Genomic DNA, 24,023 nt, shown 5'->3' on the forward strand with positions numbered 1-24,023 from the left:
CGCCAGTTCTATGCTGCTCTTTCCGGTACCGTATTTTCAGAAATATATGACAATAGAATCCATTCAGATTCGTCGAATTCTGCGGCAGTTATACCAAAAATTGACGAAAAAGTAAGCGGTCGTCAGTAATAATAGACGACAGTCGAATAGAGCTGACAGCAAAAGCTTCCCCCCTTGTGTTTGAGGAAATCGTCCCAAACTTCCCTAATCCATCGCGCCGGCTTAATTCTGAGATGCGGCACGTGTAGAATGCCCTCACCAATAACCCTCAGACAAAGGAAGGAAAACACCATGGCTTTCGAATTGCCTGAACTCCCCTACGCTAAGAACGCCCTGGCACCGCATATCTCCGAAGAGACTTTGGAGTACCACTACGGCAAACATCATAAAACTTACGTAGACAAGCTGAACGGCCTGCTGGAAGGCACTGCTGACGCTGACAAGTCCCTGGAAGACGTGATCAAGTCCTCTTCCGGTGGTGTGTTCAACAACGCAGCCCAGGTTTGGAACCACACTTTCTACTGGAACTGCCTGAGCCCTAACGGTGGCGGCGAAGCCACTGGCGCTATTGCCGAGGCTATCAACGCAGCCTTCGGTAGCTTCGACCAGTTCAAAGAAGCATTTACTACCAGTGCTGTGAACAACTTCGGCTCCGGCTGGACCTGGCTGGTAAAAAATGCTGACGGCTCAGTCGCTATTGTAAACACTTCCAACGCAGCAACCCCGCTGACTGAAGAAGGCGTTACTCCCCTGCTGACCTGCGATGTTTGGGAACACGCTTACTACATCGACTACCGCAACCTGCGCCCGAAGTACATGGAAGCTTTCTGGGCCCTGGTGAACTGGGAGTTTGTAAACCAGAACTTCGCTTAATCCCGAAGTCACCAGAAAAAGCGGGCCATGTGCCCGCTTTTTTTATTTCTTTAATGCCCTCCTCCCAATCAAATTCTCCCCACTACTGGCCAAATGCTGCTCCAGTCAGCACAATACCTGCTGATCTGCACTACACATCCCGCATAAAGTGTGGGGGATTTAGGCAGGCAACCTAAAGAATGCCACTGGAGTGGCACAAATTAGCAACGAAGAACCGAACACTGGGAATATGCTCATGAAGTTGAAACCAACCCTGATCGCAGCCGCCATAAGCGCGCTGGTAATCAGCGGCTGTGACCGCGCCCCGAACACAGCCGAGCAGAGTGCAACCGCCACAGCCACGGAAAGCACAGCGACTCAAGAAGTCGCAGGAAAAGTGGACCCAGCCGCAGTCAAACGCGTAAACCAGATGTTCGAGGACTTCTTCCAGGAGCACCTCGCCCGCAGCCCCGAGTACAAAACTTTCCTGGGCAAAAAAGAAGACTACGATAAGTGGAACGACCTCTCCCCAGAGTTTGCCAAGGAAACCCTGGAGATCGACAAGCGCCAGCTGGCGGAACTGAATAAAATTGATCCTTCCACCTTGGATGACGCTACCCGCCTGAGCCTGCGCCTGGCAAAACGCAACTGGCAACAGGATATTGATGGCTACAAGTGGCGTAACCACGGCTACCCTGTTAACCAGATGTATGCCACCCATACCAGCGCCGCCACACTGTTGATCAGCCAGCACCGTATTGATGATGTCAGCGATGCAGAGGCCTATATCGCCCGCTTGAATGGCATGCCCAAGTATTTCTCCCAGCTGGAAGAACAACTGAAAGCCAATGCTGCAGCCGGCACCATCGTACCCAAATTTGTATTCCCTTACGTTATTAGCGATTCCCGCAACCTGATCACCGGTGCACCTTTTAACGGTGAGAAAGACAGCCCGCTGTTTGCAGACTTTAAGGAAAAAGTAGAAAAGCTGGAAATCAGTGAAGATCAAAAGAAATCTCTGATCGATAAAGCCAGCCAGGCCCTGACTGAAAGCGCCGGCCCCGCTTACGAAAAGTTGATCAGCTACCTGCAAGAACTTGAGAAAAAAGCCAACACTGACGACGGTGCCTGGAAACTGGCAGACGGTGAAGACTTCTATAAATTCCGCCTCGGTGTTTACACCACTACGGATATGACTGCCGATGAGATCCACCAAACCGGTCTTAAGGAAGTTGCCCGTATTCACGACGAAATGCGCGAGATTATGCGCAAGGTGAAGTTCGAAGGTAACTTGCAGGAATTCTTCGAATTCATGCGTACCGACAAGCAGTTCTATTACCCCACCACTGAGGAAGGTAAAGCGGAGTACCTGGAAAAGGCCACCGCAATTATCGACACCATGAAGGGCCGCCTGGATGAACTGTTTATCACCAAGCCCAAAGCCGATCTCGATGTAAGAGCCGTAGAGGCCTTCCGCGAAAAATCTGCGGGTAAGGCCTTCTACCAGCGCCCGGCTCCCGATGGTTCGCGCCCAGGTATCTACTACGCCAACCTGTACAATATGAACGATATGCCGTCTTACCAGATGGAAGCATTGGCCTACCACGAGGGTATCCCCGGCCACCATATGCAGCTTTCTATCGCTCAGGAATTACAGGATATTCCCAAGTTCCGTAAATACGGTGGTTACACTGCTTATACCGAAGGCTGGGGTCTCTATTCCGAGCTGGTACCCAAGGAATTGGGCTTCTATGAAGACCCCTACTCTGACTTTGGACGCCTGGCTATGGAACTGTGGCGCGCTGGCCGATTGGTGGTAGACACCGGCCTTCACGCCAAGAAATGGACCCGCGAGCAAGCGATCGACTACCTCGTAGAGAACACCCCGAACCCGAAAGGCGACGTGGTTAAAGCGATCGAGCGCTATATCGTGATGCCTGGCCAAGCAACCGCATACAAAATCGGTATGCTGAAAATTGTCGAGCTGCGTGAAAAAGCCAAAACAGAACTGGGTGATCAGTTTGATGTTCGCGGCTTCCACGACACTATCCTGGCCAGTGGCCCAGTCCCCTTGGATGTACTGGAAGAACTGGTTAATGAGTGGGTTGCAAAAGTAAAAACCCAACAATAAATGATAGAAGCGACAGATAAGTACCTGATAACTACTTGTCTGTCTTTTTCTTATCGTCAGTAGAGCATTGCAGAAGTAATAATTCTGTATAGTTTTTACAATACGGCATTTATTGTTTTACAGGGAAGTCCGGAATGACACTCCGGACTTCTTATTAAACAATCACCAGCTCCCAGCATGATTGGCACTGGGGTCTGATTTCAACTCCCCCACCTATTTTCAGCTCACCTTACCCGCCACTGTCGTATAAAAGCACCAAAATAAAACATACCCAGTATTCCCCATACCAAAAAAGTGCACCGCTCTTAGTTTCTGCTGAATTTATATCCACAAAACCAAATAATGGGATGCTTTTACATAAAAAAGTCCATTAACTGCAAAAATAATGATAAAAAAGTAAGAGCTACTCTTTGAACGCAAGGATTGTACTCATGAAGTTAAAAGTAACTCTGATTGCAGCGGCAGTAAGCTCACTCATTCTCACGGGCTGCAACGATAGTACCAACAATGCGGATACACATAATGTTGCCCCCTTAGAGGAAAGTGCACTTAATCGGTCACCTCCCCCGAAAGTCAGCAAAGAAATGAGTGAGGCCAGCAAGAAGGTCAATTTGCTATTCGATAAGTTCTTCCAGGAGCATCTAGACCGCAGCCCTGAATTCAAAACATTCTTGGGTCTGAAAGAGGAGTACGGCAAATGGAATGATCTAACTCCTGAGTTTGCGCAAGAAACCCATGAAATTAATAAGCGTCAATTATCCGAGCTGAATAAAATTGATCCCGCTATACTGGATCGACCTACCCAACTTAATCTTCGACTGGCAAAACGCACTTTGCAACAAGAGATCGAAGCCTATAAGTGGCGAAATCATAATTATCCAGTCAACCAAATGTTCGCCACCCATACCGGCGCCGCTTCAACACTTATCAGCCAGCACCGTATCGATAACATCAGGGATGCCGAAGCTTATATTTCCCGCTTAAATAGAATTCCCCAGTATTTCGCACAGCTGCAAGACCAACTGGAGGAAAACGCCAAAGCTGGCACCACTATTCCAAAATTCGTTTTCCCCTATGTTATTGGAGATGCACAAAACCTAATTACTGGTGCTCCTTTTGACAGAAAAAAGGACAGCCCTCTATTTGCTGACTTTAAGGGAAAAGTAGAAAATCTCGATATCAGTAAAGAGCAGAAAAAGTCCTTAATAGATAAAGCTAAAACAGCACTAAAAGACAACACTGGCCCCGCCTATAAAACCCTAATCGACTACCTGCAAGAGCTTGAGATACGCGCAACTACTGATGATGGCGCCTGGAAACTGGCAGATGGCAGTGACTTTTATAATTTTCGTCTCGGCTTTTACACTTCTACCGATATGACAGCCGAAGAAATTCATAGGATTGGCCTTGAAGAAGTGACTCGCATCCATGATGAGATGCGTGAAATTATGCGTAAAGTAAAATTCGAAGGTAAATTGAAAAACTTCTTCGAATTTATGCGCACCGACCAGCAATTTTATTACCCGACCACAGAACAAGGGAAAGCTGCATATCTTGAGAAGGCTACTACCATTATCGATACCATGAAGGGTAGGCTGAACGAGTTATTTATCACCAAACCTAGAGCGGACCTCGATGTGAGAGCGGTCGAACCATTCCGGGAGAAATCTGCCGGTAAAGCTTTTTACCTGCAACCTGCTGCCGACGGCTCACGCCCAGGCATCTACTACGCCAACCTCTACAATATGGACGATTTGCCCAGTTACCAGATGGAAGCACTGGCATACCACGAGGGCATCCCCGGCCACCATATGCAGCTCTCTATCACCCAGGAATTACAGGATATCCCTAAATTCCGTAAATATGGTCACTATACCGCCTATACGGAGGGTTGGGGCCTTTACTCTGAAATGGTGCCAAAAGAGATGGGACTCTACCAAGACCCCTACTCAGATTTTGGGCGCCTCGCCATGGAGTTGTGGCGAGCAGGACGCCTTGTAGTCGATACCGGGATCCACACCAAGAAGTGGACCCGAGAACAAGCCATACAATACCTGATGGAAAACACCCCTAATCCTGAGGGGGATGTTATTAAAGCTGTCGAGCGCTATATCGTATTACCCGGCCAGGCAACAGCCTACAAAATTGGCATGCTCAAAATTTTACAGCTTCGTGAGAAAGCCAAAAAAGAACTGGGAGAGAAGTTTGATATTCGTCAATTCCACAATGCAGTTCTGGCCAACGGCCCAGTACCACTGGATGCCCTGGAGGAAATTATTGACGAGTGGATAGCAAACACCAGAACTCCAAAAGTATAACTAAAAGGTTAAAACAGAATTAAAAAAGGCCACTATCTGTGGCCTTTTTTAATTTAAGCTAATAGCGCTCACTCTTATACTGCAAACCGCTGCCGGTATGTAGAATGATCTTATCTCTTAGGTATCGCATGGCTTAGCGATACTGTGCTCAGTTGGCTGCGGGGTAATAGTCATAACTTTTACTTCGCTAGGCGTTTCAAATCGGTGCCAGATACCTTTTGGTATAACCAATATTTGCCCGGCTGATAATTCGTTCCGCTTCTCATCACCGTTAACGAGAAGAATTAGAGCTGTTTCCCCACCTATAACTTGAACAAACTCATCTCCATTGGTGTGTCTTTCCCACTCGCTATTCCCTGAATAATGGGCTACGTATATTCCACCATCCCTATACTCGGACAATAAGGCAAATGCATCTTTAGCTTCCTCATCCGTTGTTTCGGGAGTTCTTCCTTTTAGAAATTTAACTCTAGAAAACCCATCATCTATCGTAATAGCTTTTGACTTCGGCACTTACCAACCCCTTACAAGTACTACTCTTACTACTGGGGTGGAAGGAAAGAATACACCGCACTCGAGACACGCTGTGAATACATCCCTGTAAGCTCCTAATCGGCATCCATGCCTCATAGGGTCCCAAGCGCGGTGTATTCTTCCCTTCTCCCTTTTTAGTTACTAAAACCACATAATCCGAGCACCTTCACCCTTTCTAGCGGTAAAGATGCTCAAACTTTTAAGTTACTCTTTTGACGATCCTATAGCCGAATACTCTGCAAAAGTGAATCCTAACTCTTGTTGGTTGCTATCCACTGATCTACCTGCTGCTCCAACACTGCCAATGGCAAAGCGCCATTGGTGAGAACTACATTGTGGAAATGGCGGATATCAAACTGGCTACCAAGCGCTTCTTTAGCGCGTTCACGCAACTCAAGAATCTTCAGCATACCGGTTTTGTAGGCCAGTGCCTGACCGGGCCAAACCATATATCGCTCGATCTCGGTGGTGACTTCAGACTCAGTCATACCGGTCTTTTCCAGCATATACTCAATCGCTTGCTCGCGACTCCAGCGCTTATAGTGCATTCCAGTATCCACGACCAACCGCACAGCCCGGAACATTTCCGCCTGCAACCGACCCAAATCATCATAGGGGTTTTCCTGGAAACCGGCTTCTTTAGCAAGCTTCTCGGAGTACAGTGCCCACCCTTCCGAGTAAGCATTAAACAACCCCATTTTACGGAAAGTCGGCACACCTTTTAGCTCTTGTGCAATTGCCAACTGGAAGTGATGCCCAGGTACCGCTTCATGGTAAGCCAAGGTGCGCATTCCAAACTTTTTGGTTTCATAAACATCCCGCAAGTTTGCATAAAATACGCCGGGGCGAGACCCGTCCATTGCTGGAGGGTTGTAGTAGGCTCCCGCCGAACCTTGCTCTTTAAACTCTGGGACTCGGCGCACCTCAACACCCATTTTGGGTTTTAAATCAAAATAGTCACCCAGGCCTGCATCAATTTCATCAATCATTACCTGGTAATCGGCAATAATTTTCTCCCGCCCTAAATCTGAATCCTCATAAAGAAACTGGGGATCATTATTCAGTGCAGAGAAACGTTCGCTAATAGTGCCACTGGTTCTACCAACGGATGAAAAAATTTCATTCATTTCCGTTTCAATTCTTGCAACCTCTTCCAACCCAATACGATGGAGTTCCTCCGGTGCAATATCTGTACTGGTAAAGTTGCGTACTTGATAGGCATAGTAGGCATCCCCATCCGGCAATGCCCAAACACCATTGTTCTCTCCAACTTTTAACCGGAGAGTACTGGAATAATCGATTAGCCCTTGATACGCGGCGTAAACTTCTGTACCAATCAGCAACTCAGCTTGGCTGAGAATACGTTCCCGCTCCTGTTTATCCAGCTTTTCAATTTTGTTAAGTCGCTCCAGTAATGAGGTATAAAGTATATTTTCTTTTACCGGCGCGGCGATAAAACCCTGCATTTCCTCTAAAACACTATCGACAACAAAGCGCGGGGGCAGGATATCTTTCTCTTCCCTTATCTTCAGACCATCCAGCAATTGATCAAACTTACGTCCGACCTCTCCCAGACGAGACAAGTAATAATCAGCTTCTTTTACATTGTTGATCTGATGTACTTCAGCGAGAAACTCCGGCAACCTATTCTGCTCACCCGACATTTGGTTAAGCGGGTAATCATGGTGCCTCCAGCGTTCAACTTCCGCCTTTATACTGAGAAGATGCTCTAACACATCATAGGAAATGGCCTGCTGCCCTTCCAAACTTTCGCGATCATAGCTGCGCAATACCGCCAGCTCGCTCTTCATCATTTCAATAACACGCAACTGCTCTTCTTCAGACAAATCATCGAGATGCGCATTGTGTCCATCAATTCCAAATTGTTCCAAAATTCTAATTTGTGAAAGGATTTCCGGACTGCTACTGCCGATTTTTATAAAGACACGTTCAAAAAATACATCTATAGACCAAGGCTTGAAATAAACTGCATTAATAGCAAAAGCAGAAACTGCCAAAACCCCCACAAAAAATAAGCCGCCAAACCATTTGGCAATAGTCTTAATCATTATATTTCTCCCGAATTCTTAGCTGTAATTTTGTCCCGGTATCAGGATCACCTCAACTCCCGCAGCAGAGAATTCCGATAGAGCGATCAGCGCAGGGGCCAAGCTGAATTAGACCCATAATTCACAACTATTTTATCGGCGATACAAAGTCACTGGGCTTTAGAGCCAGCAGGGAGCAACTGACCTTCTGCAATATATTCTCTGCAGTATTCCCCATAATGAAACCGGGAATACCCGCCCGTCCAACAGTGCCCATAACCAGCAAGTCAAGACCTTCTTCATCAATCAGCAATGGAATAAAGTTATCTGGATGGGCAACCACATGGTGAATACGTATTTCCCCCTCAATCCCGGATGCACGTATCAATACATCGAGCTTTGATCGGTGCTGGGCCCGCGCTGATTCAGTGGCCTCATCCAACTCTTCCTCAGAAGCGCTCAGGGGAAAATGGCGCCGCAAGTATTCATCGATATCGAAGTCCCAACAGGAAATAACATTCAACACCCCACTGCAACTGTCAGCGAGTACTCTCGACCAGCGCAGCAACCGGATCGCCAAGTCATAAGTGCTGCCATCCTCGCATTCAGGGTCGAGAGCTACAGCCACCTGAATCTTGTTGCGATGCTCCTTGATTGGGCGGCACAGCCATACCGGGCAGGGACACTTTCGCAGCAGATCCATATCCATTGCCTTGAAACCCTTAAGCTGACTGCGACCCTCAACGTTCTTGATCACCAGGTCATAGCCCTCAGCCAATACCCGGCGGATCACCCGCTCGGCAGGTCGGGCACCACAATCTGACTCAATCTCCAAATTGGTCCTTTCCGCCGATAACTCCATATGTACGCGGGCCGACTCAATTTCACTCCTGACCCTATCAAGCATTGTCCTCACACAGAGCCGACTAAACTCCTCAAACCCTTCCGGCACCTTCGGACAGACCAGTAAAACCTTTATCTCCGCCTGATGATTGCGCGCCACTGCAAAAGCCTGCATGAGTCCACTGCTTTCATCCTCAGCAGCATGGCTGACATACAGGATTTTATGAATGTTTGGCATAACGCTGCCCTCAACCAGAGACATTTGGGAGCAAACAGGGGCAAGACTCACCATAAACCCACTCGCTGCCTCAAATTGGTATCGTGAGCAGAGCAGATTTCACACGGAAATACACAGGTGAAGGAGATGAAGCAGGAGTAGATAGGGGGAGGTGAAGTGAGTAAACACCAACCATAATAGGCGGAAAAAGCGTCTAGTGCCGCTAAAACACAAGACAGAGGAGCCCAAATGAGCTCAGGGAGCTAAAGCAGGTCGGCCAGGACCCAATTCTGGGGTCAGATATCCAAAACCTGCTTAACAAAAGGAATGGTGATTTTACGCTTAGCCATAAGTGAAGCCCGGTCCAGCTCCTCCAGACACAGAAAGAGTGCTCGAGTATCCCTCGGGGCGCGGTGCAATATGTACTGGGCCACATCTTCCGGCAGGTCAAAACCGCGCAGACGGCTGCGACGGCGCAGGGCGGCAACTTTATCGCTGTCATTCAGGGTTTTGAGCTGGAATACCAGGGACCAGTGCAGGCGTGACTGCAAATCAGCCAGGGCAATATCCATACCGCGGGGAGACTTGCGAGCCCCCATTAGTAGCTGCCTTCCGCCATCCTTAACTCGGTTATAGAGATGAAAAATAGCGGTCTGCCACTCGGGCTGCCCCTCCAGCAAATGAACGTCATCTATACAAACAAGGTCCAGGCGTTCGAGTCCGTCGAGAATAACAGCCGGGTCCATGGTCATTAGGTCTGCGAGAGGGAGATAATGGAAAGAGCGACCATTGGCCTCTGCGCACTGACAAGCAGACTGAAGCAAATGGCTAATACCACTACCCGCCTCACCCCAAATGTAAATCACAGACTCGGGATTCTCGCCACTGGCAAAAGACTGCAGCAGGGCAACTACCTGTCGATTTGGATCTGAATCCGACAGGTAGAAGTTATCAAAAGTGGCGTCATCCCGCAGGGATACCCCCAGCGGCAATTGTTGCGGAATACTCATCTCAATCCCAGTGATAGCGCAACGGATTCTCAGCGCTGCCCAAGGGTGAACGGTATCCATTCAGGTTAATGGCGTCTCCGTCCGCTTGTGCTCGCAATTTATGGTTTAGAGCCAGGGTATCACGCAAATTGCTCAACCCTGCCGAAGTGACCAGTGCCAGGCGCATTCGGTCCCCTTCAACAGAGAGCAGGTTAGCACTGCTGACCTGTGCCAACCCCTGTAGATAACCAGATGCCTTGGCATAATCAGCAAAACTGTCGATACCAGATAACTCAACAATCACCGCGCCCAACTGATTGTCCTGGCCATTTGGGGACACCGCATAGCGCTGCGCGAGAATATTGGCCAGCTGGTTAACGCCGCGCAGAGCGACCTCTTCCAGCGAACCTCCGGCAGTATCGAAGGCATAGCTGCGACCGCCGTGAATTAGCAGCCAATCTGCCTGCCAGCGATGGCCTGAAGCTTGAAGCACCCGCCCCATCAAAGTGGCATCGGGACTATAGCGAAAACCCGCCTTCTCAGCTGCTTGCTCATCCTGGGCCCAGAGAGATCCCAGGGGCATATTGCGCTGATCATTCAGGTCCATTACCGGGAAATCCAGGGGGACACCGCGCTCGATAGCCATTGCCTCGAGTACAGAGAAGAGCTCGGGGGTCGCCTCTTCACTCAGAGTTCTGCGACCCTCTTGCAGCGTATCTACTGCAAGCCACACCAGAGTGCCGGGGCGATTGTTAGGCCACATGGGCAAGTTCATTTGATTAACTTGCCGGGAGATCGCTTGGGGATCAAAGGAAAGGTGCAAGTAGAGCTGATTGTCTTCGCGGGTATAGCGATACCCCTGAACAAACTGCTGTGCATTCTTTAATACCGGCTGCACATTTGGGTTACTACCGACAGCGGCATCTCCCGTAACACGTACGAACACACGTTCCAGGCCGCGACTTCCGGCTGCTGTACGATCCGTGGCTCCGCGACTCGACACAGCCTCGACAACTTCGTACAAATCCGAGATGACTCGAGCTTGAACCGGTAGGGCTAGAACACTGATGATCAGAGCCAGCAACTGCAACACCAATCCCTGCCGGAGCAGCTTGTGCATAGGACTTCTCTCCAAACCTCTTATTTTCCGCCCCTGAGCTTGCAGAAATTATTATCGATGTGCAAGACGCCAGATTTTAGGGCGGACTAAAAATTGCGGCTATTGTATCAGCGTCAGACGTTTCTCTCAGCCCCGAGTTCTCACTATCGGAGTGATTTCACAGTTCAAATGGCGAGAAAATGCCGAAATCCCCCTTCGAGATGCCGTCTGGGCGTGGCTACCAAGGCAAGACCCAGATAGAATACGCGCCCTTCGAATACCCACCGCAGGAAGAATCATGAGCGATTCCAAGCCGCAATCTACGCAAACGTCCCTTTCTTATAAAGATGCCGGTGTCGATATCGACGCAGGTAATGCACTGGTAGAGCGCATCAAAAATGTCGCCAAACGCACATCCCGCCCCGAGGTCATGGGCGGACTGGGCGGATTCGGCGCCCTGTGTGAAATTCCAAGCGGTTACAAACAGCCGGTTTTGGTTTCTGGCACCGATGGTGTAGGTACCAAATTACGCCTGGCAATGGACCTGGGCATTCACGACAGCATCGGTATCGATCTTGTCGCTATGTGTGTGAATGACCTGATCGTAGCCGGGGCTGAACCCCTCTTCTTCCTCGACTATTACGCAACCGGCAAACTCAATGTCGATATTGCCGCAGAAGTAGTTACCGGCATTGGCAAAGGCTGTGAGCTGTCAGGCTGTGCACTGGTCGGCGGCGAGACCGCCGAAATGCCCGGCATGTACGAAGGCGACGATTATGACCTGGCAGGCTTCTGCACCGGTGTCGTAGAAAAATCTGAAATCATCGACGGCAGCAAAGTTAAAGCTGGCGACGTATTGATCGGCTTGGCCTCCAGTGGCCCCCACTCCAATGGCTACTCCCTGATCCGCAAGGTTCTCGAAGTCAGCGGTGCCGATCTCCAGCAGGACATCGGCGGTGAAACCCTGGCCAAGGCGCTGATGGCCCCGACCCGTATCTACGTTAAAAACCTGCTGCAATTAATGAAGACCTTCCAGGTGAATGCGCTAAGCCATATCACTGGCGGCGGCTTACTGGAAAACCTGCCCCGCGTACTGCCCGAAGGCTGCAGCGCGCGTATTGATGTCACCAGCTGGGAAATGCCTCCTGTATTTAATTGGCTGCGAGATGCAGGCAATATCGATAGCCGCGAAATGTACCGCACGTTTAACTGCGGTGTTGGCATGGTTATTTGCGTGCCTGCAGAGCAATCCGAGTCGGCACTATCCGCTCTCAAGCAAATGGGCGAAGACGCCTTTGTCGTTGGCACTATCGAAGATGCCAAAGAAGGGGCGGAAGCAGTAGAGCTGGCGGGGCTGTAATGTCTTGTAGAGTTGCCGTATTAATCTCCGGTAGTGGCAGCAACCTGCAGGCTCTGCTGGATGCCGCCGCACAAAAGGACGCGCCTTTTTCCGTGACTGCAGTTGTCAGTAATAAGGCAGATGCCTATGGGCTGACTCGCGCAGAACAGGCAGGCGTTCCCACCTCTGTGGTGGATCACCGGGATTACTCCAGCAGAGAAACCTTCGACCACGCCTTGATCGAAGAGATCGACAAGTGCAAACCAGATTTGGTTGTACTGGCTGGGTTTATGCGTATTTTGACACCCGACTTTGTGCGCCACTACAACGGCCGCCTGATCAACATTCACCCCTCCTTACTGCCGAAGTACCAGGGCCTGCATACCCATAAGCGGGCACTGGAAGCCGGAGAGAAAGAACACGGCGTAACCGTGCATTTTGTCACCGAGGAACTCGATGGCGGGCCACCTATCGTCCAGGCCATTGTTCCTATTAAGGAGGGAGACACTCCTGAGCTGCTGGCAAAGCGAGTGCAGGTTCAAGAGCACATCATTTACCCCATGGCGGTTACCTGGTTTGCCCAGCAGCGCCTGCAAATGGCGGATGATCGAGTTCAGCTGGATGGCGAATTACTACCTCACCACGGGGTTCAGGTTTCCGCATAAAACCAGCCCTTGATAGCTGGCGGGGTAAAAGTCCTTCAATGTACTTTGCGCGCCTCGCCAGCTAGTATTCAAAAGGGTTCAGTTTTTTGTGGGATATCACAGTGCGCCTTTTTGCTACCTCTCTGTTTCTTTTTTTAATTACCGGCCAGGCAATTGCTGCTGAGCTGGAACCTTTCAAAGCCACCTACGCCGCCCGATTTAATGGGATCAGCATTACCGCTACTCGGGAATTGTCCGGACAGGACGGCAACTGGCGCCTGGACTTCGATAGCAGCGCCCTTTTTGCCAGCATTAAAGAGTACTCTCGCTTTACCAGCCAGGATGGCCATATCACCCCCCAACATTACGAATATCGCCGCAAAGGCCTTGGTCGAAATCGCGCCACGGTACTTAATTTCGAACCGTCAAAAGGTATGATCTTTAACGTCCATAATCCGGAGCGGGATCTCAAAGACGCCCCACCCAATACTCTTGACAAGGTGAGCTATCAAATCCAACTGGCACTCGATGTCGCCGCAGGAAAAACAGACCTTCAATACAAAGTTGCCGACGGCAAAAAAATTCGCGATTACAAATTCAGTCAAGTTGGCACTGAAACCCTAAAAACACCTCTGGGTTCGGTGGAGACAATTAAAGTCGCTCGAGTGAGAGATAAAGACTCTGGAAGAGAGACAACTGTCTGGATCGCACCGCAATGGAACTACGCTTTGGTGAAACTTATCCAAAGAGAAGAAAATGGCAAAAGATATCAAATCAACCTGACAAATTTATCCATCAACGGCGAAAAAGTCGCTGCCAGCCAATAAATGGCCACATTTTCGACTGATGAAAAAAAATCCGTCGACTTGGATAGATTTTTGTCCCCATTGTCTTTATAAAGTCACTCCTCTCCCTCACTAGGGCAATGACGTATTGCTAGACTTTTTAGTAAGGGATTTGCTACGGAAGTGGAAGGTACTTATATAAGTCTAAAGGCCTTCCTGCCATGGCAGAGTTTTTTCCAACCTGTTTATGGCTTTCAGTAATCAGCAGACTTAGAGATGGGTTCTCATGAATAAAAAATACCTGCGACACGCAGTTCTGGCCGCAGCTATCAGCTCCGTTTCCCAAGGCGCTATGGCTGCAGGTTTCTACTTGCAGGAAACCAGTGCAACAGGCCTTGGCCGCGCATTTGCTGCCGAAAACACTATCGGCGACAACGCTGCAATTCTGGCGCGCAACCCAGCCGGTTCAGCTCTATTCAATACTTACACCATTTCTCTTGGTGCGACTTACGTTGACCCCGAAATCGATGTTGATGGTGATGTCACCTACTATGTCGGCAGTGAGGAAACTGGCTACCTGGGATTCGAAACTCCCGCGAGCGCCAAAGACTACGCCACCAGCGCGGTAATCCCCAACGGCTACCTGGCCGCCCCCATCAATGATGAGTGGTCCTGGGGCCTTGCCATGTACACCGACTTTGGCCTGGAAACTGATTTCCCGGATAACTTCCCTGCAACTACAATCGCCAACAAAACCTCTCTGCTGACCGTAAACATCCAGCCATCTGTTGCTTACGATTTTAACGATCAATTCAGCATTGGCCTGGCAGCGAATATTTTCTACGTTGATGCAGAACTGAACACCACCTTCCCCGATGACTTCCTGATCGGTGACGTTGTAGAACCCGTCTTAGGATTTAACCCCGCCGGCGCCACCGTGTTGGACGTAAAAGGGGATGCCTGGGACCTGAGCTGGACCATCGGCGGCCTGTGGCGCATCAGCGACAACACTCGCGCAGGTATTTCTTACCACGCTAAGTACGACCCCAAAATTAAGGGTGAAGTAAGCTCCGACATCGCTCCGAGCCCGCTGGATTCATTTGACGATACTTCCGGCAACCTGACCCTGAACCTGCCTGACACCCTGGAGCTGGGCTTCTACCACCGCTTCAACAATAACTGGGGTGTGGCGGTAGGCTACATGTGGACCAACTGGGACCGTTTCGAGCGCCTCGAAGCCTTTATCCCCTCCGCTGGTGAAGAGTACAACCCGCTTCTGCTGAAAGAAGAAAACTTCCAGAGCGGTTCTCGCTTCAGCATCGGTGGTGAATACTACCGCAATGACGAGTGGACCTTCCGCTTTGGTTACGCTTACGACCAAGGCGCAGCCCGCGACGGCTTAAACCGCGAAGAAACTGAAGAGCTCTCAGAGCTGGTAGATGAAGATCTCCCGATTACCTGGCGTACCCTGTCTATTCCTGACACTGATCGCCAGTGGCTGACTGTTGGCGGTACCTACTCACTGACTGACAAACTTACCGTTGATGGTGCTTTCGCCTACATCTGGGGTGATGACGAAGTTATCCAGGAAGCTAACAACATCAGCGACACCCTGATTACCTACTTCGATGGTGGCACCACCAAGACCGAAGCTTACCTGTTCAGCTTGGCTCTGAATTACCAGTTCTAAGTCACCTTAGATCTGATGAGAAGAAGGCTCTACCCCTGGTAGGGCCTTTTTTATTTCCAGCTATTATCCTCCTCACCTAAGCCTCCATTAACCCCACAACAATCCACTCACCAGAAAACTCCCCCTCACCCCCAATCCAAATACCACCAAAGCGTTAACACCGAAAAAAAGGGTTAGATATCTCCATCCTTAAATTTGATATAAGGAACGTCAAATCCTAAAACCAGATGAGTTTGCAAAATCATATTTCCTAACAACGTATTTAAATTATTTATTTTTGCTCAATCAATGGAATTTGGAGCTTATTTGTTTAACTTATCAATATTGTTCAAAATCGCCTTATTCAGAAAGCAGCCCCTATAAGCTCACATCACTGTTACTCAAGGATCTCTGAATAACTCCGTAATACCCCTGCAACCTCTCATTAACCGAGAGGGCTCACGCATGCATTGCAAACATAAAACCCACTTAAATTGTGAAGTAAGTCAAACTACAAGAGTAAAATCATGAAGTTGTCAGCAGTATTTATCTTGTTAATTTTAAGCCTGGATGTCGCAGCCTTCTCTATGGGAGACGCCATCAATACGGCTGGTCGACAAAGAATGCTATCCCAACGCATCACCCAGACTTACATCTTGCGCGGGATTCAACCGGATGCAGAGCGCCACGAAAAGGTATTTGCCCGATCAATTCACGAATTTAAAAAGAATCACGAGAAACTAAATAATTTTCATGGCGCAGAAAAGATCAGGGATCAACTTGTTAAAGTTGAAAGAGAATGGAAAGCGTTTGAGTCTGTCGCCTTACAACCCGTCAATAAACAAAGCGCCAGCGAATTATTTCAGCGCAGCAACTCCCTTCTTTCTGCTGCTCACACCTATGTGGTCCAACTCCAACAAGTCGCCAATCACAACAGCGCCGAACTCATTAATATCGCCGGCCGCCAGCGTATGCTCTCCCAGAGAATCGCCAAGAACTACGCTGCTAAACTTTGGGAAGTATCCTTGGATGATGCCGAAACCGGATTGCAAGAAGATCTCTCCGAATACTCCAACCGACTGAATCAGCTATTGGAGAGCCCCCTCAATACGCCAGAGATCAATGACAACCTACGAAAGGCAAAAGACCATCTGAGTTACGCCAGCCGGGGGTTTGAGGGAAATATGAAAATATCTGAAAAGCGCCAAATTCAGGTAATTACCGGCACCACGGATCTAATGCTACGCAATATGAACATCATTACTGAACAATATGCTGAATTGCTAAATTCAGGGGAGTAGGGATGAGAACGGATATTGAATTCAGGCCCAGCACCGAGGAAATCCTCCATAAACTGGCAACCCCTGAATTCCAAGCACTTAATCAGCAAGCTAATGACGAATCCATTAAACGTATGAAGCAAGCTGTGCCGATTTTGATCGGAATAGGTAAAGCTAGCGACAACATTCCCGGAATGCGGAAGAATTTAATTTTGCATGCCGGCCCCCCAATAACCTGGCAGCGGGCATCAGGTCCGTTAAAGGGCGCAATAATTGCCGGTCTAATTTATGAGGGGTTCGCTAAAGATAAAGCCGAAGCCGAACAGGTTATGGAGGAAGGCCAAGTTGATCTTGAGCCCTGCCACAACCACAATGCCGTCGGGCCAATGGCAGGTATTATTACCTATTCAATGTCTGTGTATATTGTCGAAGATAAGCTATCTGGTAATCGCGCTTACTCCAATCTCAGTGATGATCGTGCCGATTACCGCGGCAGCTCTATCCGCTTTGGTGTCTACGATAAATCAGCAATCAATTACCTTCGCTGGATAGAGGACGAAATTGCTCCCGTATTAAATCAAGCAATTCTAGATGAAGGCGGGATTGATTTTATACCGATCATTGGCCGCAGCCTCCTTATGGGGGACGACTGCCATGTCATGACTAATGCCGCAACACTGATTTTCTCCAGAATTTTAATGCCGGGAGTTATTCGGGCCAGTAAAAAGCGAAAAGATATTGAAAAGATTGCGAACCAAATTTACAAGGATGAGACATTCCCGTTGAACCCAATCATGGCCACCTGCAAACTTGTTTCCGATGCAGGCAGCGGTATTCCTCACAGCAGTATTATCACAACCATGGCTCGTAATGGGACGGAATTTGGTATTCAAGTTTCAGGGTTGGACAAGGCCTGGTTTACCGGTTTGGCTGGGGTTGGCCATGGATTATTAATGCCGGGCATCACTCCTGCAGATGTCAATCGAGATATGGGAGACAGCGCCATCACAGAGACTATGGGTTTTGGCGGCACCCACAAAATATTCTCAGGAACATACCAAGATAACATCGACAACATACTGAAAATGTACGATATCTGTCACTCGGAAAGTGACTTTGTCGTTACTCCGGGCATCGAGGGGAGAGGCGCCCCTCTTGGATTCGACCTACTTAAAATTATCAGGACCGGTACAACACCAACAATTAATTCTGGCTTGGCCCACAAAAGCATGAACCGTTATCAAGTCGGTACTGGGTCTCTCCACCCCCCGCTGGAAGCATTTTTAAATGCTGCTGCCAGCTTTCTAAATTCTGAGGAAGAGCAACCCCCTGTCCACTAATAACTGAGTCTCACAACTAATTCCTAAGATTCATATTTCACGTGCGCATAAAACAGAAAAAGGGGCAAAGCCCCTTTTTCTAATACCGACAAAATTGAAAGCTCAGATTACCAACCGCACTGACGCCCTTGGTTCTGCTCTTCCAGGTATGCCATCAGCGGCTGGAAGTAATCGATAATGGCGGAAGCATCCAGGTCGCGCTGACCGGTGAGCGCTTCCATAGCATCCGGCCAGGGCTTGCTTGCACCCATTGCCAACATAGCGCGCAGCTTCTTACCAGCCTCATCATTCTGGTAGATGGAGCAGCGGTGCAGCGGTCCGGTTTCACCAGCGGCTTCACACAGCGCACGGTGGAATTGAAACTGCTGGATACGCGCCAGGAAGTAGCGAGCGTAAGGTGTATTACCGGGGATATGGTACTTGGCACCCGGATCGAAGTTCTCTTCGGAGCGCTCTACCGGAGCGGCAATGCCCTGGTAATCTTCACGCAGTTTCCACCAGGCTTTGTTGTAATCTTCCGGCTTCACCTCACCGTTGAATACCTGCCAGCGCCACTTATCAACGAGCAGACCAAATGGCAGGAAGGCGATCTTATCCAGCGCCTGCTGCATCAGGTAACCGATATCTTTACTCTCATCCGGCACCTCATTCATCAGACCGATTTCCTTCAGGTACTTCGGCGTGATGGAAAGCGCGATAGTGTCGCCAACAGCTTCGTGGAAACCGTCGTTAGCGCCATTTTTATAGAGGAAAGGCTGATCTTTATAGATGCGCTGGTAGAAGTTGTGGCCCAATTCATGGTGGATGGTAACCAGGTCTTCACCCGTTTTATTGATACACATCTTGATGCGGAGATCGTCCTGCCCATCCATATTCCAGGCACTGGCATGACAAACTACATCGCGATCGCGTGGCTGGGTGAACTGAGAGCGCTCCCAGAAAGTTTCCGGTAGAGGCTTAAAGCCCAGGGAGGTGAAGAACTTCTCCCCCACTTTAACCATGTCTTTTTCACTCATGCCGGAATCAACCACCAGCTGAGTCAGATCATAGGGCGCCTGCATGTCATCGTCTTTGACTATGTCATAGACGTTACCCCACTCCTGGGCCCACATATTACCCAGCAAGTGCGCAGGGATTTTACCCTGAGCCGGCACTACGTCATCGCCGTAATGCTCATTCAACTTGGCGCGAACATGGCAGTGCAAAGCTTCGTACAACGGCTTCACTTTACCCCACTGGGTATCCATATCCGCAGCAAAGGCATCCGGAGCCATATCGTATTTGGAGCGCCAAAAAACACTTAGGTTGTCATAACCCAATTCTTTGGTGCCGGCATTACCAATCTCCACCTGGCGCTCATACAGAGGCTTCATGGGAGGAGAAACTTTACGCCAACCAACCCACAAATCCTTAAGCAACTCAGGATCGCGATTAGTCGCCATCACCTGCCCCATCTCGGTCAGGGTATAGCACTTTTCTTCACCGGCATCTTCGCGGCAGTATTTACCGGCACCGTACATGCCCTGCATTTTTGAGCCAATTTGCGCCAACTCAGAAGTTAGTGCCGGATCTTTCGGCGCCGGGAATACCAACCCCTGCTTCAACATGGTCAACTGGCGACGGGTATCCGGGTCCAGGTCCAAGTCGTTAAATTTGGCGGCCTCTGAAGCCAGCTCCACGGCCAGGGTGGTGTATCGCTCTGAAGCCAAAGCTTCTACGTATTGGGAATCAATATTGATATAGGTAGAAGCAAGCCAAGCGGCATGGCTTGCCTCTTGTCCCATTTTTTCCATGCGAGCCTGGGCATCTTTTAAGAAAGCTTGCGCATCTTTGACTGTCAGCTGGGAATTATCAGCTGGGCTTTCCGCAGTCGCCTGGGCTACACCAACCGGTTTTACCGCTTGCTGCCCACTGTCACAGGCAGACAGTGCAACGGCAACCGCTATCGAGAGAGCAACTTTTTTCATTTTCTCCTCAAGAATCATTTTTAGATCTGCTTATAGTTGACGCCGTTTATAGCATAAGCCCCACACAATCAGCGACGACGAGGCCGAAGATCGAGCCAGATCGACACAAAATCCCCTTTTATATCGTCTTTGCGAGAAAAAATTTGGTGAGGAAAAGAGCAAAAACCCAGGATACGGTCGAGCAAAACACTCTCAACGGGGAATTTCAGGGGATGATTTTTGAAACAAAGAAGGGAGAGATTGGAGGCAGCCCAACCAGCAACACCCTCGGCACATGATACCACTGCTACCGTTGCTCCCTTCCGGGCCTGGCGGAGTTCACAGCTGCTCATTGCGAGGGGACCGGGAGGGCCGCCACAACGATCTTCGGTGTCAGTGCATCCGAAGAGGGCGCGATTATAGAGGCATAAACGAATAAGATCCAGCCCTATTAACAGGTTATAATAAACGACTACTATCTCACCCCCTGCAAAGAGTTACTCATGCACTTGTTTGTCGATAATTTAACCAACGTTGACTTCAGCTACCTCGACTCAAAACGAGGCATCGTAGGCGAGACCTGGCTGGCAAACGCAGCCCTCGATGGCGCCTTGGATGAACAGGGGATGGTTTGCGACTTTGGCATAGTGAAAAAGACCCTAAGGCACTGGCTGGATGATCAAGTCGACCACCGCCTCCTGGTACCTACCCGCTCACCCCAACTGACCCTGGAGCACAGTGGAGACCAGGTTAACCTGACCTGGCTATTGGAAAACGGGGCATCTATTAAAGTGTCAGGTCCGGAACAAGCTTTTGCCTTAGTGGACGCCGAGGTAATTACCCCTGAGAGCGTCGCCGTCTGGTGTGTCCAGCAGCTGGCCAGCCACTTCCCCGACAGCGTGGAGAAGCTCAAGCTCAGCTTCCACTGTGAAGTGATTGAAGATGCCTTCTACCACTACAGCCATGGCCTGAAAAAACACCTTGGTAACTGCCAACGTATCGCCCATGGACACCGTTCACGCATTCAGGTCATGACGGGTGGCCAACGCGATACAGAGCTGGAAAAGTACTGGGCTGGGTGCTGGGAAGATATCTACCTGGGCACTCGCGAGGATCTGGTTTCAACAACTGCCGATGATCGCGGTGAGGAAATCCATAACTTTGCTTACAGTGCGCAACAGGGAAACTTCACCCTGTCCATCCCTGCCAAAGTTTGTGAAATTCTTGACTGTGATACCACGGTGGAGCAGTTGGCCCAATATATCGCCAACACCCTGGCGGCAAGAGAACCGGGGAAAGCGATTACCGTAAGAGCCTACGAAGGTATTGGCAAAGGCGCGATTGCTTCAGCTCAAACCAGCTAATCCAGCCCCATAGCATCGACACCATTATAAATTGAAGTACCAAGGCGCCCGACTTTGAACCTGATTGTTTTACAAAAGTACGACTTTATTAGTCCCAATCGCGTCCGCCTTAGTGGACGCCAATTGGAGCACATCACTAAGGTTCACAGAGCAGCACCGGGACAACAACTTCGTGTCGGGCTGCTCGACGGGCAAATAGGTAGTGGCGAGATTGTTACGCTCGACGAGAAGTGCGTTGAGCTTGAAGTGGCATTCGCAACCGATCCGCCCCAGCCATTACCTCTCACACTTATTTTGGCCCTGCCTCGCCCCAAAATGCTCAAGCGGGTTATCCAGCACCTGACTGCGCTCGGGGTCAAAAAACTGGTTCTGATCAATAGTTACCGGGTCGAAAAGTCTTACTGGCAAACCCCTTGGTTGCAGGAAGACAAACTCTTTGAGCAATGCCTGCTCGGACTCGAGCAGGCTGTCGATACGCAAATGCCGGAAATTCTGTTGCGCAAACGCTTTAAACCGTTTGTCGAAGACGAACTCCCTTCCCTTTCCAGTGACTCCCGTAAACTGGTGGCTCATCCAGTAGGGGGAACGGCTTGCCCTGTGGACATAAAGCAACCGACCACTTTAGCCATTGGCCCTGAAGGCGGCTTTATCAGTTATGAAGTCGAGAAACTCCAGGAAGCAGGTTTTCAATCCGTTCACCTGGGGCCACGTATTTTACGGGTAGAAACTGCACTGCCAGTGCTAATTAGCCGGTTATTTCCCGCGTTTTAAATTATCGGACTTTACGAGGCTCTGCTGCATATCCACAGGAGCCCCTGAGTACTTACCCGACGTATTGCTTTTTAAGCTTTTACGAAAGCTTAACTACCCATACTTCAATTGTTCAAATAACCCCCAGTAAAGTTACCTATCTCTTGCGATGAGACATTTGCACAATTCAGCAATCAATATTTCATCAATTTGTCACAATTAAGTCATATTTTGCGCCCTCGTTTTACCACCTTACGGTCGAATTACTATGAGCGTATTCTTAAGCCGGCTAAAGCAAACCCTTACCTTACTTCTTATTGGGGGGGCACTGGCTGCTGCAACTTCTACAGCCCAAACCCGTTTCCCTCCCGATACAACGGGCCTGCTTTTTACTCTACACGGCTCCAATACTGTCGGTGCAAAGCTGGCACCCAACCTGGTGAGTAATTACCTGGAATCCCGAGGTGGCAGTAATCTGGAGGTTATTCCTCTAGAGAAAGAAAATGAGGTTCGAGTACAGGGGGATCTGGGCAGCAATAAAATTTATGTCGATATTGCGGCACACGGTTCAAGCACTGGATTTAAAGGCCTTGAACGGTCCCAGGCAAATATCGCCATGGCTTCGCGACCAATAAAAGATGCTGAGCATGCAGCGCTGAGTCGCTTTGGAGATATGCGCGGTCAAGGTGCAGAACATGTCATTGCCATCGATGGACTCGCCATTATTGTTCACCCTCAAAACCCCATTACTCAATTAACCCTGCAACAAATAGCAGCAATATTTTCCGGGAAAATTACCGACTGGTCTGAAGTGGGCGGGCGGAAAGGTCGTATCAAAGTTCTGGCGAGAGATAATCAGTCCGGCACCTGGGATACGTTTAAAAGCTTGGTGCTCGGGAAAAAGTACTCCCTTATTACTAATGCAAAACGCTTCGAATCGAATGATCAATTGTCAGACCGTGTTTCGGCGAATCCCAACAGTATTGGATTTGTCGGCTTGGCGTCTATTCGACGAGCCAAGGCCGTATCGGTATCTGACCAGAACACCCAACCGCAAGCTCCAGAGCATCTGACAATTGCAACCGAGGACTACCCCCTCTCCCGCCGTCTATTTCTCTATACCGCAGCTTACAATTTAAAACCCGTCGCCGAAGAGTTCCTGCACTTTGTACAGAGCGAGCAGGGGCAGGAGCTGGTAAAGGCCACTGGATTTGTCGCGCAGACGCCAATGGGTGTAAAACCTGAAGCCAACCGGGAGGGGCCCAGCGAATACCTGAAATTAACGGAAAATGCAGAACGCCTGAGTATTAACTTCCGTTTCTCTGAAGGCAGCGCCTCTTTAGATAACAAGGCAAAACAGGATATACAGCGACTTGTCCGCTTTATGCAAAAGCCTGAGAACAGCCACAAGCGACTGCTATTGATCGGATTTGGCGATGAGAAAGTGAGCGAGGGACGCTCAATCGTTTTATCAAAACTACGCGCAGTTACCGTTCGCTCCGCACTCAGGGATCACCAGATTAATACAGCACCGGTTCAGGGCTTTGGTGCCTATCTGCCGGTAGCCTCCAACAGCTCAAGCTCAAAGATAAAAAATCGCCGGGTAGAAATCTGGGTTATTTAATCCTAGCCCTTCTCCCCCGTGAGGCGACAAGGAAGTCCCTCAGCATCCTTTTTCTTTTCCTCCTCCCCTTCCCCAGTTTTTCCCTAAACAACAAGTCCAACTTTCTCCAAAACATAAATAACGCGCATAAAAAAGCCGCGTAAATACGCGGCTATCAATTAGTGGCTATGCCACCAGGTCTCACAGAGAGGAACGCAAAGAGCGCTCCGGGGGAAACTTCCCAACAACAAGCGCGTTACCGCTTATTTACA

At 49.5% G+C, this 24,023-nt stretch carries 18 protein-coding genes and 1 other RNA gene; 12 read left to right on the top strand and 7 right to left on the bottom strand.

The window, feature by feature from the left end; all coding sequences use genetic code 11:
- Positions 1-291: 291 nt before the first annotated feature.
- The 3 genes from sodB (at position 292) to ACJJI3_RS10880 (ending at position 5,301) form a co-directional block, all read left to right on the top strand.
- A complete protein-coding gene (sodB, locus tag ACJJI3_RS10870; RefSeq protein ID WP_108732228.1) occupies positions 292-873 on the top strand; it encodes a superoxide dismutase [Fe] in 582 nt (193 codons plus the stop codon).
- Between the two features lie 235 nt (positions 874-1,108).
- Positions 1,109-2,983, top strand: a complete 1,875-nt coding sequence (locus ACJJI3_RS10875) for a DUF885 domain-containing protein (RefSeq protein ID WP_444942442.1) — start codon at positions 1,109-1,111, stop codon at positions 2,981-2,983.
- A 431-nt stretch (positions 2,984-3,414) separates the two neighbouring features.
- A complete protein-coding gene (locus ACJJI3_RS10880; RefSeq protein WP_444942443.1) occupies positions 3,415-5,301 on the top strand; it encodes a DUF885 domain-containing protein in 1,887 nt (628 codons plus the stop codon).
- Positions 5,302-5,418: 117 nt separating this feature from the next.
- On the opposite strand, the gene ACJJI3_RS10885 is transcribed toward ACJJI3_RS10880, so the two are convergent.
- The 5 genes from ACJJI3_RS10885 to ACJJI3_RS10905 form a co-directional block, all read right to left on the bottom strand.
- The gene (locus tag ACJJI3_RS10885) at positions 5,419-5,814 is read right to left on the bottom strand and encodes a cupin domain-containing protein (protein WP_444942444.1); all 396 of its coding nucleotides are present in this window, start codon (positions 5,812-5,814) and stop codon (positions 5,419-5,421) included.
- A gap of 272 nt (positions 5,815-6,086) precedes the next feature.
- Positions 6,087-7,904, bottom strand: a complete 1,818-nt coding sequence (locus ACJJI3_RS10890; RefSeq protein WP_444942445.1) for a DUF885 domain-containing protein — start codon at positions 7,902-7,904, stop codon at positions 6,087-6,089.
- Between the two features lie 127 nt (positions 7,905-8,031).
- Positions 8,032-8,964 carry a universal stress protein gene (locus ACJJI3_RS10895; RefSeq protein ID WP_413664792.1) on the bottom strand — a complete coding sequence of 311 codons (933 nt, stop codon included), beginning with the start codon at positions 8,962-8,964 and terminating at the stop codon, positions 8,032-8,034.
- A 275-nt stretch (positions 8,965-9,239) separates the two neighbouring features.
- Positions 9,240-9,953 carry a DnaA regulatory inactivator Hda gene (hda, locus tag ACJJI3_RS10900; protein ID WP_444942446.1) on the bottom strand — a complete coding sequence of 238 codons (714 nt, stop codon included), beginning with the start codon at positions 9,951-9,953 and terminating at the stop codon, positions 9,240-9,242.
- A gap of 1 nt (position 9,954) precedes the next feature.
- A complete protein-coding gene (locus ACJJI3_RS10905; protein ID WP_444942447.1) occupies positions 9,955-11,052 on the bottom strand; it encodes a DUF2066 domain-containing protein in 1,098 nt (365 codons plus the stop codon).
- A gap of 277 nt (positions 11,053-11,329) precedes the next feature.
- Between ACJJI3_RS10905 and purM the strand changes: the two genes are divergently transcribed.
- From purM to ACJJI3_RS10935, 6 genes are all read left to right on the top strand, one after another.
- Positions 11,330-12,391, top strand: a complete 1,062-nt coding sequence (purM, locus tag ACJJI3_RS10910) for a phosphoribosylformylglycinamidine cyclo-ligase (protein WP_444942448.1) — start codon at positions 11,330-11,332, stop codon at positions 12,389-12,391.
- Entirely contained in the window at positions 12,391-13,035 is a 645-nt protein-coding gene (gene purN / locus ACJJI3_RS10915) for a phosphoribosylglycinamide formyltransferase (protein ID WP_444942449.1), read from the top strand. Before purM ends, purN begins: the two co-directional genes overlap by 1 nt.
- 101 nt (positions 13,036-13,136) lie before the next feature.
- Positions 13,137-13,841: a DUF3108 domain-containing protein gene (locus ACJJI3_RS10920; protein ID WP_413664790.1), complete on the top strand. Its 705-nt coding sequence runs from the start codon at positions 13,137-13,139 to the stop codon at positions 13,839-13,841.
- Between the two features lie 244 nt (positions 13,842-14,085).
- A complete protein-coding gene (locus ACJJI3_RS10925) occupies positions 14,086-15,489 on the top strand; it encodes an OmpP1/FadL family transporter (RefSeq protein WP_444942450.1) in 1,404 nt (467 codons plus the stop codon).
- Between the two features lie 506 nt (positions 15,490-15,995).
- Positions 15,996-16,769: a type IV pili methyl-accepting chemotaxis transducer N-terminal domain-containing protein gene (locus ACJJI3_RS10930; RefSeq protein WP_444942451.1), complete on the top strand. Its 774-nt coding sequence runs from the start codon at positions 15,996-15,998 to the stop codon at positions 16,767-16,769.
- Between the two features lie 2 nt (positions 16,770-16,771).
- Entirely contained in the window at positions 16,772-18,088 is a 1,317-nt protein-coding gene (locus tag ACJJI3_RS10935) for a YlbE family protein (protein WP_444894813.1), read from the top strand.
- Positions 18,089-18,195: 107 nt separating this feature from the next.
- On the opposite strand, the gene ACJJI3_RS10940 is transcribed toward ACJJI3_RS10935, so the two are convergent.
- Complete coding sequence (locus ACJJI3_RS10940) at positions 18,196-20,055, bottom strand: M2 family metallopeptidase (RefSeq protein WP_444906087.1); 1,860 nt, start codon at positions 20,053-20,055, stop codon at positions 18,196-18,198.
- 250 nt (positions 20,056-20,305) lie between these two features.
- An RNA gene (ffs, locus tag ACJJI3_RS10945) (signal recognition particle sRNA small type) lies at positions 20,306-20,403 on the bottom strand.
- 134 nt (positions 20,404-20,537) lie between these two features.
- On the opposite strand from ffs, the gene ACJJI3_RS10950 reads away from it, so the two are divergent.
- From ACJJI3_RS10950 to ACJJI3_RS10960, 3 genes are all read left to right on the top strand, one after another.
- Positions 20,538-21,398, top strand: coding sequence for a 6-carboxytetrahydropterin synthase (locus tag ACJJI3_RS10950; protein WP_444942452.1), 861 nt, complete (start codon positions 20,538-20,540; stop codon positions 21,396-21,398).
- Positions 21,399-21,452: 54 nt separating this feature from the next.
- Positions 21,453-22,169, top strand: coding sequence for a 16S rRNA (uracil(1498)-N(3))-methyltransferase (locus ACJJI3_RS10955; protein WP_444942453.1), 717 nt, complete (start codon positions 21,453-21,455; stop codon positions 22,167-22,169).
- 247 nt (positions 22,170-22,416) lie between these two features.
- Positions 22,417-23,772: a substrate-binding domain-containing protein gene (locus ACJJI3_RS10960; RefSeq protein WP_444912359.1), complete on the top strand. Its 1,356-nt coding sequence runs from the start codon at positions 22,417-22,419 to the stop codon at positions 23,770-23,772.
- Positions 23,773-24,023 lie beyond the last annotated feature (251 nt).

This window comes from Microbulbifer maximicatervae (SeqCode), assembly GCF_052466985.1.

Coding starts and splice junctions, on each gene's coding strand:
- ACJJI3_RS10930 (WP_444942451.1), top strand. CDS start 15,996: ATGAAGTTGTCAGCAGTATTTATCTTGTTAATTTTAAGCCTGGATGTC.
- ACJJI3_RS10935 (WP_444894813.1), top strand. CDS start 16,772: ATGAGAACGGATATTGAATTCAGGCCCAGCACCGAGGAAATCCTCCAT.
- ACJJI3_RS10905 (WP_444942447.1), bottom strand. CDS start 11,052: ATGCACAAGCTGCTCCGGCAGGGATTGGTGTTGCAGTTGCTGGCTCTG.
- purM (WP_444942448.1), top strand. CDS start 11,330: ATGAGCGATTCCAAGCCGCAATCTACGCAAACGTCCCTTTCTTATAAA.
- ACJJI3_RS10880 (WP_444942443.1), top strand. CDS start 3,415: ATGAAGTTAAAAGTAACTCTGATTGCAGCGGCAGTAAGCTCACTCATT.
- ACJJI3_RS10925 (WP_444942450.1), top strand. CDS start 14,086: ATGAATAAAAAATACCTGCGACACGCAGTTCTGGCCGCAGCTATCAGC.
- sodB (WP_108732228.1), top strand. CDS start 292: ATGGCTTTCGAATTGCCTGAACTCCCCTACGCTAAGAACGCCCTGGCA.
- ACJJI3_RS10875 (WP_444942442.1), top strand. CDS start 1,109: ATGAAGTTGAAACCAACCCTGATCGCAGCCGCCATAAGCGCGCTGGTA.
- ACJJI3_RS10895 (WP_413664792.1), bottom strand. CDS start 8,964: ATGCCAAACATTCATAAAATCCTGTATGTCAGCCATGCTGCTGAGGAT.
- ACJJI3_RS10940 (WP_444906087.1), bottom strand. CDS start 20,055: ATGAAAAAAGTTGCTCTCTCGATAGCGGTTGCCGTTGCACTGTCTGCC.
- purN (WP_444942449.1), top strand. CDS start 12,391: ATGTCTTGTAGAGTTGCCGTATTAATCTCCGGTAGTGGCAGCAACCTG.
- ACJJI3_RS10950 (WP_444942452.1), top strand. CDS start 20,538: ATGCACTTGTTTGTCGATAATTTAACCAACGTTGACTTCAGCTACCTC.
- ACJJI3_RS10960 (WP_444912359.1), top strand. CDS start 22,417: ATGAGCGTATTCTTAAGCCGGCTAAAGCAAACCCTTACCTTACTTCTT.
- ACJJI3_RS10890 (WP_444942445.1), bottom strand. CDS start 7,904: ATGATTAAGACTATTGCCAAATGGTTTGGCGGCTTATTTTTTGTGGGG.
- hda (WP_444942446.1), bottom strand. CDS start 9,953: ATGAGTATTCCGCAACAATTGCCGCTGGGGGTATCCCTGCGGGATGAC.